The sequence below is a fragment of the Sporosarcina sp. SG10008 genome (assembly GCF_044569405.1).
GTDB classification, from domain to species: Bacteria; Bacillota; Bacilli; order Bacillales_A; family Planococcaceae; genus Sporosarcina; species Sporosarcina psychrophila.
In genome coordinates this window covers 3,555,383-3,569,747 of record NZ_CP172607.1, presented here as the reverse complement: position 1 = coordinate 3,569,747, position 14,365 = coordinate 3,555,383, and the positions used below count along the sequence as shown (strand labels likewise).

Sequence of the window (14,365 nt, the reverse complement as noted above, 5' to 3'; positions counted from 1 at the left end):
ACCGATCATATCCCACGTAGAACCAATCATAACCACCCACAAAAAAGACCTTGCACTAATCTGCAAGGTCTTCATGTTTCCTTAAAATAAAAGATGTGCTACTCCTGCGATAATCGGTAATGAAATGATTGTGCGCAAAAGGAAAATGGCAACAAGTTCGAAAAAGTTTACCGGAATTTTTGAGCCTAGCAGAAGTCCCCCAACTTCCGCCATGAAAATGAGTTGTGTTACTGAAACAGTGGCAACAACAAACAATGTCAACTCAGATGTAATCAGGCCATCCGCAAGGATTACAGGTAGGAACATGTCCGTGAACCCGACGACCATAAGTTGCGCTGCATCTGCCGCCTCGGGGATACCAAGGATGGACAGAATCGGTTCGAACGGTTTCCCTAAAATCGTGAAGACACTTGTATACTCTGCAAGAATCAATGCAATTGTTCCGAAAGCCATAACGACTGGAATAACACCAATCCACATATCAAGAATATTTTTCACGCCTTCTGAAAAAGTTTTAACCAATGAACGACTGTTATTCGCTTTTGTTAATGCATTTTCAAGTCCGTGTGAAAATGCACTGTATCCTTCTGGTGATTTTTCTTCTTCACCCGTAAATGGTCTACCGTCTATGTATTCATCTTTCTTTCTGGAAAGAGGATAAATCCGCGGCATAATAAATGCAAGGATTAAACCAGTTAAAACGACCGTACCATAGAATGGTAAAAAATAAGCCCCAAGTCCAACCTTTTCAATAATTACGATAGAAAATGTAATCGATACAACAGAGAAAGTTGTTCCAATAATGGCTGCTTCTTTCTTTGTATAAAAACCTTCTTCGTACTGCTTACTTGTTAACAAAACACCAATTGTTCCATCCCCAACCCATGATGTCAGTGCATCGATGGAAGAACGGCCTGGTATTTTAAATAGAGGGCGCATGACTTTTACCATCATCGTTCCAAAAAACTCAAGTAAACCGAAATTGAGAAGAAGTGGTAAGAGAATTCCTGCGAATAAAAAGATTGTAAACAGGAATGTAACGAGACCGGTTTCACTTAGCAGTAGTGCGCCCGTATTTTCACTCCAAATAGCTTCTGGACCTAATTGAAGCAAGGTAAGTACCGCTAAAATAGCACCTATAATTCGGACGATTGTCCAAAAGAGCGATACATTGAATAAATTTGTTATAAACGAAGGCTGAACTTTGTCCTTTGGAATAACTAAAAATATCACAGAACCAAGTGCAGCAATAATTAAAGTAATTGTAGCAACCCATGGCATAACCGGAGCAATCGCCCCTGATAGTAAATCGGCAAATATGGCAATTGGTATTTTCCAGTCCCCGGCATACTTCATCGGGATCATGAACAAAAGAATACCGAGAATTGATGGAACTAGAAAATAGAACCATGTGGATAAAGCAAATTTTTTCATTTTATATTCCCCTTTTTGTAACAGTATAACATGTATATGGTGAATAATTATACACATTATATTGTTTTATATCTTAATGAATAAAGTATATACTATTATAACTTTTCAGTCTATTGATTTCGGAAAACCTTGTAGCTATCATATAGTAACGAATTTTGTTCTACGGTATAAATAGTTTGATTAGTTAATAAAAATACATGAAAAAAGAGACTATAAAATCAAGGTGATTTCGTAGTCTCTTTCTATATGAATATTGCTGAAGAGAAGCATTTATAATCCTCTTATTCGAAGTCTTTATCCCACTGATAGGTATAAAAACGCTCAAAGTTAAGCCATTTAATTGCATCTGGGTCCTGCGCTTTCCATTTTATCTCCATATCTTTCATCATCCAAACGGTTTGGGATGCATGAGCTTTAAGTGTTGCGATTTTTTTATCTGCATTTGCTGAAATATCGTGAATGACATCGGGCTCGCCGAGGACTTCAACGGTATTATTCGCAAAGGCGAGTGTATGAAGTGTAGGACGTTCTGTTTCAGGCATTCTTCGTACTGCACGCACAACTGCACGCGCAGTAGCGTCGTGATCGGGATGAACGGCAAGTCCGGGATAGAATGTGATGATGAGTGAAGGATTCGTTTCTTCGATTAAATCTGCAATTAGTTTAACCATTTTTTCATCATCTTCGAATTCGATTGTTTTATCACGGAATCCCATCATACGTAAATCATCGAGTCCCATTGCTTCACACGCTTTTTTCAATTCTTCTTTGCGAATTTGAGGCAATGTTTCGCGATTTGCAAATGGTGGATTGCCAAGGTTACGTCCCATTTCACCTAGTGTTAAGCAAGCGTACGTAACAGGTACGCCGATATCTCTGTAAGAAGAAATGGTACCGGATACACCGAATGCTTCATCATCTGGGTGGGGGAATACTACAAGTACATGACGTTCTTTTTTAATCATTAAAAAACTGCCTCCTTAATTAATAAGTGAATGGTGTTTCGCTGATTTCAAGTGCGACTGCAAGTTTTCCTTCTGCATCGAGTCCTGCCATAAGCAAACGACCGTGTTCGTCGAGTTTGTAATGAGTGATGCCTTGCGCATAAATCCAGCCAGATGGCAGTTTTAATCCGATGCGGTGAGGCGAATCACCAGCCACTTTACCGAGTTCGAATTTGATAACGATGTTGCGAATGAATGCTCCAGCGTTGAAAACACTTTCATTGAAGTGGGTAGCATATGAGCCGTTCGTTGTTTCAAGATGGATGTACACATCTTTATTAACAAAAGAAGTTATGAGTTCCTGTAAATGATCTGGTTTTACTAATTCCATGAATAGCCCTCCTTAAAACTGTAAACGTTCTTCTCTTTAGTATATAGAAAGGGGCTGTTGAATGCGATTCATGGGTCTTGACGTGAAGAGCGTTCGACGAATCGAGGAGCTTCCGACGAAATTGGTGGAGTGTCCAACCATTTTCGGAAAGTGTCCAACAAACCGTGAAGTTTCCAACGAAATTCGTGAAGTGTCTAACAAACTCCTCGAGGTGTCCAACAGATTTATAGAAGTGTCCAACCATTCTCGTAAAGTGTCCAACAAATCGTAAAGCTTCCAACGAAGTTCGTGAAGTGTCTAACAAACTCCTCGAGGTGTCCAACCATCTACAGAAAGTGTCCAACGAACAGAACAAAAAAAGGCCAAGAGACAACAGCTCTTGGCCTTTTAATTGAAATAATGTTATTAAATTTCAGTCGTTGTGATTTCAGGTGCGCCGAAACGGTTTTTCGCTCCGTGCATAACAGGTCCGACGTATTCGTTCAGTTTCCAGCCGTTTGCAATGGCTGCTGTGACAAATTTTTTGGCCTCAAATACAGATTCCTTTACATCTAGACCATTTGCTAGGTTGGCTGTGATTGCTGCGGCAAAGGTACAGCCTGCGCCGTGATTGTAAGTTGTCGCTGTTTTTTCCGCTTCAAGAAGAGTGAACGTTTGGCCGTCAAAGAACAGATCCACGGCTTTATCGTGGTCAAGCTGTTTACCGCCTTTGATGACAACATTGCGAGCGCCTAGTGAATGGATTTTTTCTGCAACTGCTTTCATATCTTCAATCGTTTTCGGTGTTTTTGTGCCAGCAAGTTGTCCTGCTTCGAACAAGTTCGGTGTTACAATTTCTGCTTTTGGAAGAAGGAACTCAACCATTGCGTCTACTGTTCCAGGATTCAACACTTCGTCTTCACCCTTACAAACCATAACTGGGTCGATGACTACATGACTGAGGCCTGATTCTGAAATCGCGTTTCCTGCAATTTTGATAATTTCTTCTGTGCTAAGCATGCCAGTTTTAATGGCATCGATTCCTGTTGAAAGTGCAGTTTTGATTTGCGATTTCAAAACGTTGACTGGCAATGAGTAAACGCCGTGTGACCAATTATTGTCTGGATCCATTGTCACGATGACCGTAATTGCCGTCATTCCATATGTACCGTGCTCTTGGAATGTTTTTAAGTCCGCAGCAATCCCTGCGCCGCCTGATGTATCGGATCCTGCGATTGTTAAAGTCTTTTTAAGCGTCATAATTGGTCTGTCTCCTTTTTTGAATAAATTCTAACTTAATCTTATCAAAAAAATCGGAAATTACAATTGTCCGATGTTATCAGCTTTCATCATTTTGAAAACGGAGTATGTGAGCAGTGCCGCAATACTACAAATCACAGCAGCACCGATAAAGTGTTTGCTTATCATAAGCCCGATTGCAAGAGCAAACATGACGATAATTCCACACCCTATAAAAATAAGGAAAACGACGAGTCCAGCGTTTTTAGAACGTTCTGGCACGCGATTACCATGTTTCGCGGCTTCAGAAACTTTTTTCATTTTGTCGCGTAATTGCATATCAGCCATGTCGCATCCCTCCCATACAATCGTACCATGTCTTTCTAGTTGTTTGAAAGGGAACTTTCCTATAATGTTAACGTATATGATAGTGTCGGAAAAAGAGGAAAAGAGGGATGAAGTGGCGGATGACAAGAAAATCGAACAACTAATGAAAGAATTAAAAGCTTCCAAAGAACAAACTGCAGTGACGGTAGAAGAAGTAGAAGACCGTCCGCACGGATTTTGGCGTGTCGGGAAAGTGTTTTTTTCGGTATGGAAAAAGTCGTTCATCGCAATTGCCCTTCTAATTTTACTGTTGATTGTCGCTTTGCCGTTTGCAACATTCTTCATTTTAAAACAAGGGAGCACATTTACAGAACAAAAAGGCGCATTCCTTGAACAAATCCAAGACTTGAACGAACTCGCAACTGCTGAAGCTTATACCAAGGTTATCATTGAACGACAAGATAATACATTGTTTGGACAAAGCATCGGACTCAATTTACCAGGAACGAAACGGCAGTTGTTGGTTGTTATTCCGGGATCAGTGAAAGCTGGTGTCGACATGTCCGGCCTTACGGAAAAAGATGTCGTTGTCGATGAAAAGAAAAAAACAGCAAAACTTACTTTGCCGCCTGCTACCTTTTTAGGAGGAGCAGAAATTTATTTTGATAAGGTTGAAGTGTATTCCTACGAAGGAGTCTTCCGAGAAAAAGCGAATATTGAAGAGGCCTATGAACTTGCCGCTGAAGCAAAAGTGCTTATATTGGAAGAAGCCACAGGACAAGGTGTCTTGCTAACGGCGCAGCAGAATGCCGAGAAAACACTAAAAGAAATGTTTTCATTTGCGGGCTACGATGTGACGATTGAATTCAAGGAGCAGTGATGGGTTGTGCATAAGGAACTTTTCGGTAACGATTGGGATGAAGTCTTGGATGATGAATTCGAGAAACCCTACTATAGTAAGCTGCGTGAATTCCTGAAGAAGGAATATGAGGAAGAAATGATTCATCCACAGATGGATGATTTGTGGACTGCATTTAAGTTGACTCCTTTTAATGAGGTAAAGGTCGTTATATTAGGACAAGATCCGTATCATGGACCTGGACAAGCACATGGATTAAGCTTTTCCGTGAAACCTGGCGTCAAAATACCGCCTAGTCTTCGCAATATGTTCAAGGAACTCGCAACTGATATCGATTGTCCGTTGCCAGAGGGCGGGACATTGACGGGGTGGGCGCAACAAGGCGTGCTCATGTTAAATACGGTACTTACTGTAAGGGATGGACAAGCGCATTCGCATCGCAAACAAGGGTGGGAGACGTTTACGGATGAAGTAATCCGGCGTTTGTCGGAGCGAGAAAATCCAATCGTCTTCGTCTTATGGGGCCGTCCTGCGCAAGAAAAGAAGAAACTCATTGATGTATCGCGACACGCAATCATCGAATCGGTTCATCCAAGCCCGTTAAGCGCGAGTCGCGGTTTCATCGGTAGCCGTCCGTATTCGAAGACCAATCAGTTGCTTGAATTGTGGAATGAGACGCCGATTGACTGGTGCCGAATAGGCGGCGTGCTGTAAGTAGAACGGTGATAGTGCTAAAGTTGAGAGAGAAAAGAGGTGGAGCATTGTGGCAGTGAATTGTTTTCAATGCCAACATTTCTTCATAACATGGGATCAGCGAAATCCACGTGGCTGCAAAGCATATGGTTTTAAAACGCGAGAAATGCCATCGGTCGTCGTGAGGAGATCGTCTGGCATGGACTGTTTGCAATTTGAACAGAAGAAAGGGGACACTAAACAGTGATACCATACGACCGGATTATCTCTGAAATGGAGCGGCAACTAAGTGTTGCGAGGCGCGCCAATGATGAAAGTACGATGCGGGAAGCGTTTTCCGCCGTCAGATCACTTTGCGAAGTTGCACTCGGTGGGCAAAGTAAGCGTGAAGAGAAAATTGTTCCTAAAATGCTTACAACCACTAACGCTGTGCAGTCAATCACATCGTTGGAAGGTAAACTGCTTGAAGAAGAGGATGCAAACGGTGGCTCGCTATTTGATTTTTGATAGACGATTCGCAAATGCTGATATATTGAAATCATAATAAGAAAGTAGGAGCTTATATGCCATTTTTCATTATTGCAGGGGCTGTTAACGCAGCCATCGCCGTCGCCTTTGGTGCATTCGGCGCTCACGCTTTAAAAGAGAAACTATCCGAACATTATTTAGCAATTTGGGAAACCGCTGTACAGTATCAAATGTTTCACGCACTCGCTTTGCTTGCAATCGGAATTCTTATGAGTCCATCGCTTTTTGGACCAGTCACACAGCTAAGCTGGGCAGGTTATTTGATCCTCGCGGGTATCATCATTTTCTCTGGTAGTCTGTATGTACTGAGTCTCACGGGAATCGGCATACTCGGTGCTATCACACCAATCGGTGGCGTTGCATTCATCGCAGGCTGGATCATGCTGATTGTTGCAGCTATTAAATTTTCAAACTAAAAAAATCTTCCGCGAGGCCCTATACGAGGCCCGCGGAAGATTTTTTAAATTCAGGGCTGTTGTGGAAAATACTTCACTTCATTATCAAATTCAGCATAATCAAAATAAATCATTGGAAATAGAAAACGATGTCCTGTTGTCGAATCACTTAAGATAACATGGTCACGTCCAGCAGCCTCTACGGTACCACGTACGGTTTTCGTATTTTTACCAGAGTCCAGTGCATGTTCGAATGAAAAATGGAAAGTTCCAGGTTCGCCTCTGTTTAATCGTAAAATATTTTCGATGTATGACTGTTCACGTCCGGGTGGTCCGGGTGGCCTACCTCCAGCTGGAAGCGTTACTTGCGGCGGTGTGACATGCTGATTTTGATAGGGCGGATTCCAATAGTATTGGACCATTTCTTCATCCTTTCTTCTTTTGAGTTACAGGTTAGGGCAGTCTTGAACCGTTGGGGAAAAGAAACAGTGTGACTTGAATCTACCTGTGTTCCATTGGTTATACCACTGTGCCGGGCAATCTCCTGTTGGCATGAAAAACCATAATGATCGTTCTCCCGGAGTGAAACGTTCGCCGTTGACAACGCGCCTTGCTAGATTTCGATCCAGTTCGCGAGCACGCTGATAAAAATACGGTTTCGTCGTAGCCTCGAAGCCTCCTGGACTTTGGAAAACCATATCTTGCAAACTTCGTATATCATTGAAATCGAGACATCCGGAACGTACGCGATTCACTCCGACATTACCGACTAAAAGCATGCCTAATTGGCCATCGCCTTCTGCTTCAGCGCGCATTAACCGTGCAAGTAGATCCAGTTCAGCATCCGTGTACTTTATTACTGCCACGGCACAACCCCCTTGGGGAATCATATGCGCAGCTGGAATGAAACATGCCTACCAAATACAAAAAAGCCTAACTGCAAAGTCACAGTCAGGCGATATAACTTACGATTTAGATGTTGAAAAATGCTGCTTTTTTGTCGCCTTCTAAAATCGTACCCACAAAGAATGAGCCGAATTCAGCGTAGCGTGCGCTTACTTCGTCAAAACGCATTTCATAAATCAACTTTTTGAACTGAAGAACGTCGTCCGCGAACAGTGTAACGCCCCATTCGTAGTCGTCGAAACCGACAGAACCGGAAATGATTTGTTTCACTTTTCCAGCGTAGCTGCGGCCAATCAAACCGTGTGCGCGCATCAATTCTTTGCGTTTATCCATATCGAGCATGTACCAGTTGACATCGCCATCGCGCTTCTTGTCCATCGGGTAGAAGCAGATGTATTGGCTGCGTTGAAGTTCAGGGTACAGACGTCCGCGTACATATGGGTTTTGATAAGGATCATCAGTGGACTCGCCTGCAAGGTAGTTCGATAGTTCAACGACTGACAGGTACGAATACGCTGGAATCGTGAAATCAGCGATTGCGAGTTTATTGAATTCCGTTTCAAGCTCTTGCAGTTCGTCCATTGTCGGACGCAAAGTCATAAGCATGAAATCAGCTTTTTGGCCAATTACTGTATAGAAAGCATGTGCTCCTGTTTTATCGTCATCTGTTTTTTGAAGTTTTTCAAGGTAAACAAGAAATTCCTCTACTGCTGCTTGGCGTTCTTCTTTTGAAACTAATTTCCAAGATGCCCAGTCCATCGAGCGTAAATCATGTAAAACGTACCAACCATCAAGTGTTTTTGCTGCTTCGATCATATGAAATCAAACTCCTTCATTATGAATTAACTTCTTAAATGAGTGTAGCATAGAAGGCTGTAAAACGTCCTTTGCTAGCGCTGTTGTCACGAATTTGACATGAAGTGAAACGCTTTTACCACCCGCATCATTGGTGTATGCTTAGAGCATGAGAGTATGTGAAAGGTGGCTGTCTAATGGCTGATTTATTTAAAGGAATTAAAGAAAGTTTGAGTGGCAAAAGAAAGACGATTATCCTACCGGAAGGAACGGATATCCGCGTACTAGAAGCGGCTTCACGCTTGCAAGGGGAAGGGCTTGTGAAGCCAGTTCTTCTTGGCAATGAAACCGAAGTGCAAGAAGTCGCAACTGAAGCAGGAATTGATATTTCGGAAGTAGATATCATTGATCCCGAGAGTGTTTCTTCCTTTGAAGAACTAGCCGGAAAGTTCGTGGAACGTCGGGGTGGCAAAGCGACATTGGAGCAAGCACGTAAACAATTGACAGATGTAAATTATTTTGGAACGATGCTCGTTTATACAGGGCGTGCGGACGGATTGGTGAGTGGGGCAGCGCATTCAACTGCAGACACCGTACGACCGGCGCTTCAAATTATTAAAACAAAGCCAGGTATCTCAAGGACTAGCGGGGCCTTTATTATGATGAAAGGCGATGAACGGCTCGTCTTTGCAGATTGTGCGATTACGGTTGCACCAACAGCGCAAGAACTGGCTGAAATCGCGATTGAAAGCGCCAAAACAGCGCAGGCATTCGGTGTGGATCCACGTGTTGCGATGCTGAGTTTCTCTACAAAAGGATCTGCCGTAACGGAAGAAACAGAAAAAGTTGCGAACGCGGTGAAAATCGCTCAATCGCTTGCACCTGATTTGCTACTCGACGGTGAGTTCCAATTTGATGCGGCCTATGTTCCGGAAATTGCTGCGAAAAAGGCACCTGAATCAGTCATTAAAGGTAACGCGAACGTCTTCGTTTTCCCATCACTTGAAGCGGGTAATATCGGTTATAAAATAGCGGAGCGTCTTGGTGGCTACGAAGCAATTGGCCCGATTCTTCAAGGATTGAACGCACCCGTAAATGATTTGTCACGCGGTTGTTCCGCTGCCGATGTCTACAAGCTTGCCTTGTTAACCGCGGCACAAAGTCTATGAGTAGGAGAAATTGGAATGATATCATATGAGTCTTTTTTAACTATTCCCACATGGCGTTTTGTGGATGAATCCATGACAACACGTACCCGTTCCGCACTAGAATCATTCGCCGCCGACGATACGCTTTGTCATCTCGTCGGCCAGCAGATAAGCGTCCCGACAGTCCGTACATGGGTGCACAATCAAACGGTCGTGCTCGGTATCCAGGATCATCGGCTACCGCATGTTACAGAAGCAGTTTCGACACTTGAAAATGCTGGTTATAACGCGATTGTCCGCAATTCAGGTGGACTTGCAGTAGTGCTTGACGAAGGTGTATTAAACATATCAATTGTTCTATCTGAACTCGACTCTTCAATCGATATTCCAGCAGGTTATGAAGTAATGCTCACATTTGTTCGTATGCTTTTTCCGGAAGCAGGAGACCGTATTGAAGCCTATGAAATTGTAGGATCATATTGTCCGGGCTCGTATGATTTGAGTATTGATGGCCGCAAATTTGCCGGTATTTCACAGCGTAGATTGCGTCAAGGTATCGCAGTCCAAGTCTACCTTTGCGTTGAAGGAAGTGGGGCGGAACGTGCTGAGCTAATCCGTGATTTTTACGAAACGGGCTTGCAGGGAGAAGAAACGAAGTTCACTTATCCGGTCATTAAACCGGAAGTGATGGCATCCCTGTCAGAACTTCTGGACATGCCGCTCACGGTGAACGATGTTGTTATTCGTATCCAGCTTATGTTGCGCGAGCTTGCGGATCATGTGGAGATAGGCGGCTTGAAACCGGAAGAAATGGAGTTATACACCTTTTATTTGAACCGAGTCTTCGAACGCAATCAAAAAATGCTGGCGCGCGGATGAACAATCGGTTTAGTAGTGGGAGAAAGCGTTATTTTGGCGAGTAGACAACGTTTTCGCCAAACTAAACAACGTTCCGTCGAAAGTAAACAACATCTTCCTAAAACTAAACAACACCCCAGCAAAACCAAAGAAAAACCGCCTATCAATGATGATTGATAGGCGGTTCTTTTGAAACTAGGTTTCCATTTTGCTCCATTTTGAAAACCGGTGCTGTGCGATCAGCATCATCATCTAGCGTGACGAGACGGCGTGCGCGGTTCATAATTTGAACAAATTGTTCGTAATCGGCGCGCAGGGTTTTATTTTCCTGTTGCAGTTTTTCGATTTCTTTTTGGAGTTGCTCCGACTTTTCATTCGCGATTTTAGCAGTTTGCCTCCAGCGAAGTGACTCGTTATCTCCCACGCCTGTGTGATGCATGCGGACAAGAAATGCGATAACCGTATCGAGTGAGAGTGCTGATAACGGAACGGAAATCTTTTGTTCTTCCTCTAGTCCTTGCGAAGGGCTATATAATTGTTGTCCCCGTCGTTTAAAGTCTTTTCCAAGTACACGTATTGCTTGTTTGCGTTCTTTCTTCGCGTCCGAAAGCTCTTTTTCATAATCACGTCTTACAACTGCGTTCCATCTGAACCCGCAAGCTGCTGCCGTTCTGTTGAGCGCGTCCCCAACTTCTTCGAAAGCGCTAAGTTGTGTACTACCTTCGCGAACATGTCGTAGTACTGTGTCGGCTAATAAAGTATCGTTTTCTTCAATCCAAGCATCCTGTCTAACTTTCACCATCTCCGTGCCTCCAGTCATATGTTCATAGTCTCTTTCTACGGTCAGTGTGGACAGGATTTCGTTACTTTATTCATAATGAAAAAAGCATTCTATCTTTTTTTCACTCAAATGAACCTTTTTCCATCTTCCTACGAACCATTTTTACGATTATACTAAAGGGAATGAGTTGACGGAGGTGCACTATGGAATACAAAGATGAAAAACTGGTCGAAGAAAAAGTTTTCAAAGATCCTGTGCATCGATATATTCACGTGCGCGATAAAGTGATTTGGGACGTTATTGGCACAAGTGAATTTCAGCGCCTTCGCCGGATCAAACAACTAGGCACGACGTATCTCGTATTTCATGGGGCGGAGCATAGTAGGTTTCACCATTCGCTCGGTGTCTATGAAATCGTCAGACGCATCATTGACGACGGTTTCAGCGGCAGGCCTGAATGGAACAATGAGGAACGTCTAGTAACGATGTGTGCGGCGTTGTTGCATGATCTAGGACATGGCCCGTTTTCGCACGCCTTTGAAAAAGTGTTCGATCTCGATCATGAACAATTTACGCAAGCGATTTTGTTAGGGGACACAGAAGTAAATGCAGTGCTTCGTCGTGTGGCACCTGATTTCCCACAAAAAGTGGCTGATATAATTGGGAAAACCTATCCGGATAAGCTTGTTGTCAGTCTGATTTCAAGTCAAATTGATGCCGATCGGATGGATTATCTACAGCGTGACGCTTATTTTACAGGGGTGTCGTACGGTCATTTCGATATGGAACGTATTCTGCGTGTCATGCGGCCTACAGAAGAACAGGCGGTTATCAAATATAGCGGTATGCACGCAGTGGAAGATTATATAATGAGCCGTTACCAGATGTACTGGCAAGTCTATTTCCATCCAGTGTCACGTAGCGCTGAAGTTATTTTGATCAAAATTTTACATCGTGCAAAGCAATTACATGAAAGCGGGTATATCTTTAAACAAGAACCTGTCCACTTCCGCTCTTTTTTTGATAAGACATTTCTGCTTGAAGACTATATTGCGCTTGATGAAAGTATTTTATTAACCTATTTCCAAATGTGGATGAAGGAAGACGACGCAATCTTGTCGGACCTTTGCTATCGGTTTATCAATAGAAGATTGTTCCAGTACGCAGAATTTGATCCGGCAACAGAATACCGGAAAATCGGTGAACTCGAGCAGTTATTCAAGGAAGCAGGAATTGATCCGGCTTATTACCTGGTTACAGATTCGTCGTCAGATTTACCTTACGACTTTTACGGTCCAGGTGAAGAAAACGAACGCTTACCGATATACTTACAAATGCGAAATGGGGACTTAAGCGAATTATCGCGTTCATCGGATGTCGTAGATGCGATTTCAGGTAAAAGACGAACAGACCATAAAATCTATTTCCCGGAAGATGTTTTGGAAGCAGGAAAAGAACAAAATCCGCTGTATGGCCGAATTTTAGATATGCTGAAAGGGTAGGTGTGAGGGAAGGTGTTATCAGAACACGCTAAAATTGTGCAATTCATCTCAATGGCGAATGAAGTCACTGGACGAAAAAAGTTACAAAAAATGATTTATATTGCGAAAAAGATGAATTTCCCATTCGCTGAAAAATATGAGCTTCACATGTACGGACCCTACTCGGAAGAATTAACGTTGCGTATTGAGGAACTATGCGAAATGGGATTTCTGGCGGAGCAGTGTACGGACAAAGGATCGTACGTCCAATATAGCTATCAAGTGACAGGCGAGGGGGCGGGTTTCCTCGAAATGGCAGACGCTGCCCACGCAATGCTAGGGACCTGCATCGACAGCATGAACGTCAAGAGCTCCCGTTTCCTCGAACTCGTTTCGACATTGCTGTACTTTGATCATCTTGACAAGGACGAGCAAATCGCTAAAGTCCTTATCGTGAAAAATAAACTGAACTTCTCTGCGGAGGAGATGACGGCTGCATTTGACTTCATAAGTGAAATTCAAACGTATGCGGTTCAGTAAAGAAAAGCGGAAAGCGTCGTTAAGCCCCGACAAGCGCTGAATGGCCTAAAATAAAGACGCTCTTTGTCTTTATCTTTAGGACAGAAGCGACTCGAGGGGCTGACGCTTGGAGTCTGGACAGTAATAAAAGGCTGCCCCATGTCGGAAACTTTCCGTCATGAGGCAGCCTTTTTGGAAATTAATTACTGATCGCTAGGACGTTTTCCAGCGATGGAGTAATGGCTTTTCGACATTTCTTCAATGATGACAGAAACATTTTGAGCAGGTGCACCTGTTGTTTCAGCGACAACTTCTGTCACTCTTTCGCACAGCGCACGTTTTTGTTCATCTGTACGACCTTCCAACATTTTCACAGTTACGATTGGCATTACATTTCCCCCTCTCAGTATATATTGGGTATAGTATACATAGTATCAGATTTGGAGGGGACGAATAAATGACAAATGAAAATAAACCGAAACAGAAATTGGGTTTCACAATTATAAAGGACGATCCGACTGACGGTCATGGCGGATACGGGATTGGTTCGTTGTCACTTGAAAACGTGTCACCTGTCATTATCGATGTCAATGAAGGCGTTGCGCGTATTGAAATAGGTGCGATGCATGCTAGAAGTGACACAGAACGCGGTGTCAAATTTACGCTGAACCGCGAAGATTCAGAAGGTGGCAAACCATATTGGCTTGTCTGGGTAACAATCGATTTCCGCGAACAAGGGCCTTATTATGCGGGTGTTACAGCGTGTGAAATGGTCGTTAATCGTGAAAAACGCCGAGGGTATAAAGTGCTTGCCGATCACGTTAATCGGATGGATAAATCGATGAAACGGAATATCATTGTTGATCATATGGATGATAAATCAAAGCAGATTTTAGCTGAATTCCTTGCTGCTCATAACAAGGAAATGTGGGACAGAAGCGAACCAAAACTGCATGTTGATTTGAGTGTGGATTCGCCGGAGTTGTGAACAAAAAGTGACAAATTCCGCATACTTCTCAATCCGAGGTTGAATGTCAGCTTGAAAGGCAGTACACTGAAATCACAGCTTGCAATTGTAAGCTAGGACA

The 14,365-nt window shown here is 43.2% G+C and carries 20 protein-coding genes; 10 read left to right on the top strand and 10 right to left on the bottom strand.

The genetic code is table 11. From position 1 onward, the window contains the following. Positions 1 to 81: 81 nt before the first annotated feature. The 5 genes from ACGLYD_RS16735 to ACGLYD_RS16715 form a co-directional block, all read right to left on the bottom strand. Positions 82 to 1,434, bottom strand: coding sequence for a YjiH family protein (locus tag ACGLYD_RS16735; protein WP_067213282.1), 1,353 nt, complete (start codon positions 1,432 to 1,434; stop codon positions 82 to 84). A gap of 281 nt (positions 1,435 to 1,715) precedes the next feature. After that, positions 1,716 to 2,399 (bottom strand): bacillithiol biosynthesis deacetylase BshB2, encoded by a 684-nt coding sequence (bshB2, locus tag ACGLYD_RS16730; RefSeq protein ID WP_399629370.1) that lies wholly within the window; start codon positions 2,397 to 2,399, stop codon positions 1,716 to 1,718. A 19-nt stretch (positions 2,400 to 2,418) separates the two neighbouring features. After that, positions 2,419 to 2,769 carry a YojF family protein gene (locus tag ACGLYD_RS16725; protein WP_067213278.1) on the bottom strand — a complete coding sequence of 117 codons (351 nt, stop codon included), beginning with the start codon at positions 2,767 to 2,769 and terminating at the stop codon, positions 2,419 to 2,421. A 405-nt stretch (positions 2,770 to 3,174) separates the two neighbouring features. Then, complete coding sequence (thiD, locus tag ACGLYD_RS16720) at positions 3,175 to 4,008, bottom strand: bifunctional hydroxymethylpyrimidine kinase/phosphomethylpyrimidine kinase (RefSeq protein ID WP_067213275.1); 834 nt, start codon at positions 4,006 to 4,008, stop codon at positions 3,175 to 3,177. Between the two features lie 60 nt (positions 4,009 to 4,068). Continuing rightward, complete coding sequence (locus ACGLYD_RS16715) at positions 4,069 to 4,335, bottom strand: hypothetical protein (protein WP_067213274.1); 267 nt, start codon at positions 4,333 to 4,335, stop codon at positions 4,069 to 4,071. A 64-nt stretch (positions 4,336 to 4,399) separates the two neighbouring features. Here ACGLYD_RS16715 and ACGLYD_RS16710 point away from each other — a divergent pair, with 64 nt between their 5' ends. Genes ACGLYD_RS16710 through ACGLYD_RS16690 form a run of 5 tightly spaced genes read left to right on the top strand, consistent with a single transcriptional unit; the run spans position 4,400 to position 6,810 of the window. Then, a complete protein-coding gene (locus ACGLYD_RS16710; protein ID WP_231885729.1) occupies positions 4,400 to 5,194 on the top strand; it encodes a DUF4230 domain-containing protein in 795 nt (264 codons plus the stop codon). A 6-nt stretch (positions 5,195 to 5,200) separates the two neighbouring features. Beyond that, positions 5,201 to 5,887: a uracil-DNA glycosylase gene (locus tag ACGLYD_RS16705; protein ID WP_399629366.1), complete on the top strand. Its 687-nt coding sequence runs from the start codon at positions 5,201 to 5,203 to the stop codon at positions 5,885 to 5,887. A gap of 49 nt (positions 5,888 to 5,936) precedes the next feature. Then, on the top strand, positions 5,937 to 6,113 hold the full coding sequence (locus tag ACGLYD_RS16700; RefSeq protein ID WP_067213269.1) for a uracil-DNA glycosylase: 177 nt from the start codon (positions 5,937 to 5,939) through the stop codon (positions 6,111 to 6,113). After that, a complete protein-coding gene (locus ACGLYD_RS16695) occupies positions 6,110 to 6,373 on the top strand; it encodes a YwdI family protein (protein WP_399629365.1) in 264 nt (87 codons plus the stop codon). Before ACGLYD_RS16700 ends, ACGLYD_RS16695 begins: the two co-directional genes overlap by 4 nt. Before the next feature lie 56 nt (positions 6,374 to 6,429). Beyond that, positions 6,430 to 6,810 carry a DUF423 domain-containing protein gene (locus tag ACGLYD_RS16690; RefSeq protein WP_067213264.1) on the top strand — a complete coding sequence of 127 codons (381 nt, stop codon included), beginning with the start codon at positions 6,430 to 6,432 and terminating at the stop codon, positions 6,808 to 6,810. A gap of 50 nt (positions 6,811 to 6,860) precedes the next feature. Here ACGLYD_RS16690 and gerQ read toward each other — a convergent pair whose 3' ends face one another. The 3 genes from gerQ to hemQ all read right to left on the bottom strand — a co-directional run bounded on the left by gerQ (position 6,861) and on the right by hemQ (position 8,511). Further along, positions 6,861 to 7,211 (bottom strand): spore coat protein GerQ, encoded by a 351-nt coding sequence (gene gerQ / locus ACGLYD_RS16685; RefSeq protein WP_067213261.1) that lies wholly within the window; start codon positions 7,209 to 7,211, stop codon positions 6,861 to 6,863. A 24-nt stretch (positions 7,212 to 7,235) separates the two neighbouring features. After that, positions 7,236 to 7,655 (bottom strand): cell wall hydrolase, encoded by a 420-nt coding sequence (locus ACGLYD_RS16680; protein ID WP_067213257.1) that lies wholly within the window; start codon positions 7,653 to 7,655, stop codon positions 7,236 to 7,238. A gap of 106 nt (positions 7,656 to 7,761) precedes the next feature. Beyond that, a complete protein-coding gene (gene hemQ / locus ACGLYD_RS16675; protein WP_067213253.1) occupies positions 7,762 to 8,511 on the bottom strand; it encodes a hydrogen peroxide-dependent heme synthase in 750 nt (249 codons plus the stop codon). A gap of 176 nt (positions 8,512 to 8,687) precedes the next feature. On the opposite strand from hemQ, the gene pta reads away from it, so the two are divergent. Beyond that, positions 8,688 to 9,659, top strand: a complete 972-nt coding sequence (gene pta, locus ACGLYD_RS16670) for a phosphate acetyltransferase (RefSeq protein WP_399629362.1) — start codon at positions 8,688 to 8,690, stop codon at positions 9,657 to 9,659. 15 nt (positions 9,660 to 9,674) lie between these two features. Then, entirely contained in the window at positions 9,675 to 10,517 is an 843-nt protein-coding gene (locus ACGLYD_RS16665; protein ID WP_067213247.1) for a lipoate--protein ligase family protein, read from the top strand. 142 nt (positions 10,518 to 10,659) lie between these two features. Here ACGLYD_RS16665 and ACGLYD_RS16660 read toward each other — a convergent pair whose 3' ends face one another. Next, positions 10,660 to 11,298: an RsfA family transcriptional regulator gene (locus tag ACGLYD_RS16660; protein WP_067213244.1), complete on the bottom strand. Its 639-nt coding sequence runs from the start codon at positions 11,296 to 11,298 to the stop codon at positions 10,660 to 10,662. Positions 11,299 to 11,480: 182 nt separating this feature from the next. On the opposite strand from ACGLYD_RS16660, the gene ACGLYD_RS16655 reads away from it, so the two are divergent. Together ACGLYD_RS16655 and ACGLYD_RS16650 are read left to right on the top strand one after the other, a co-directional pair. Next, complete coding sequence (locus tag ACGLYD_RS16655) at positions 11,481 to 12,779, top strand: HD domain-containing protein (protein ID WP_067213241.1); 1,299 nt, start codon at positions 11,481 to 11,483, stop codon at positions 12,777 to 12,779. A gap of 12 nt (positions 12,780 to 12,791) precedes the next feature. After that, a complete protein-coding gene (locus tag ACGLYD_RS16650) occupies positions 12,792 to 13,298 on the top strand; it encodes a YwgA family protein (protein WP_067213238.1) in 507 nt (168 codons plus the stop codon). Positions 13,299 to 13,480: 182 nt separating this feature from the next. Here ACGLYD_RS16650 and ACGLYD_RS16645 read toward each other — a convergent pair whose 3' ends face one another. Next, positions 13,481 to 13,666, bottom strand: coding sequence for a 2-hydroxymuconate tautomerase (locus ACGLYD_RS16645; protein WP_399629360.1), 186 nt, complete (start codon positions 13,664 to 13,666; stop codon positions 13,481 to 13,483). A 68-nt stretch (positions 13,667 to 13,734) separates the two neighbouring features. On the opposite strand from ACGLYD_RS16645, the gene ACGLYD_RS16640 reads away from it, so the two are divergent. Next, positions 13,735 to 14,265 (top strand): YwhD family protein, encoded by a 531-nt coding sequence (locus ACGLYD_RS16640; protein ID WP_067213234.1) that lies wholly within the window; start codon positions 13,735 to 13,737, stop codon positions 14,263 to 14,265. Positions 14,266 to 14,365 lie beyond the last annotated feature (100 nt).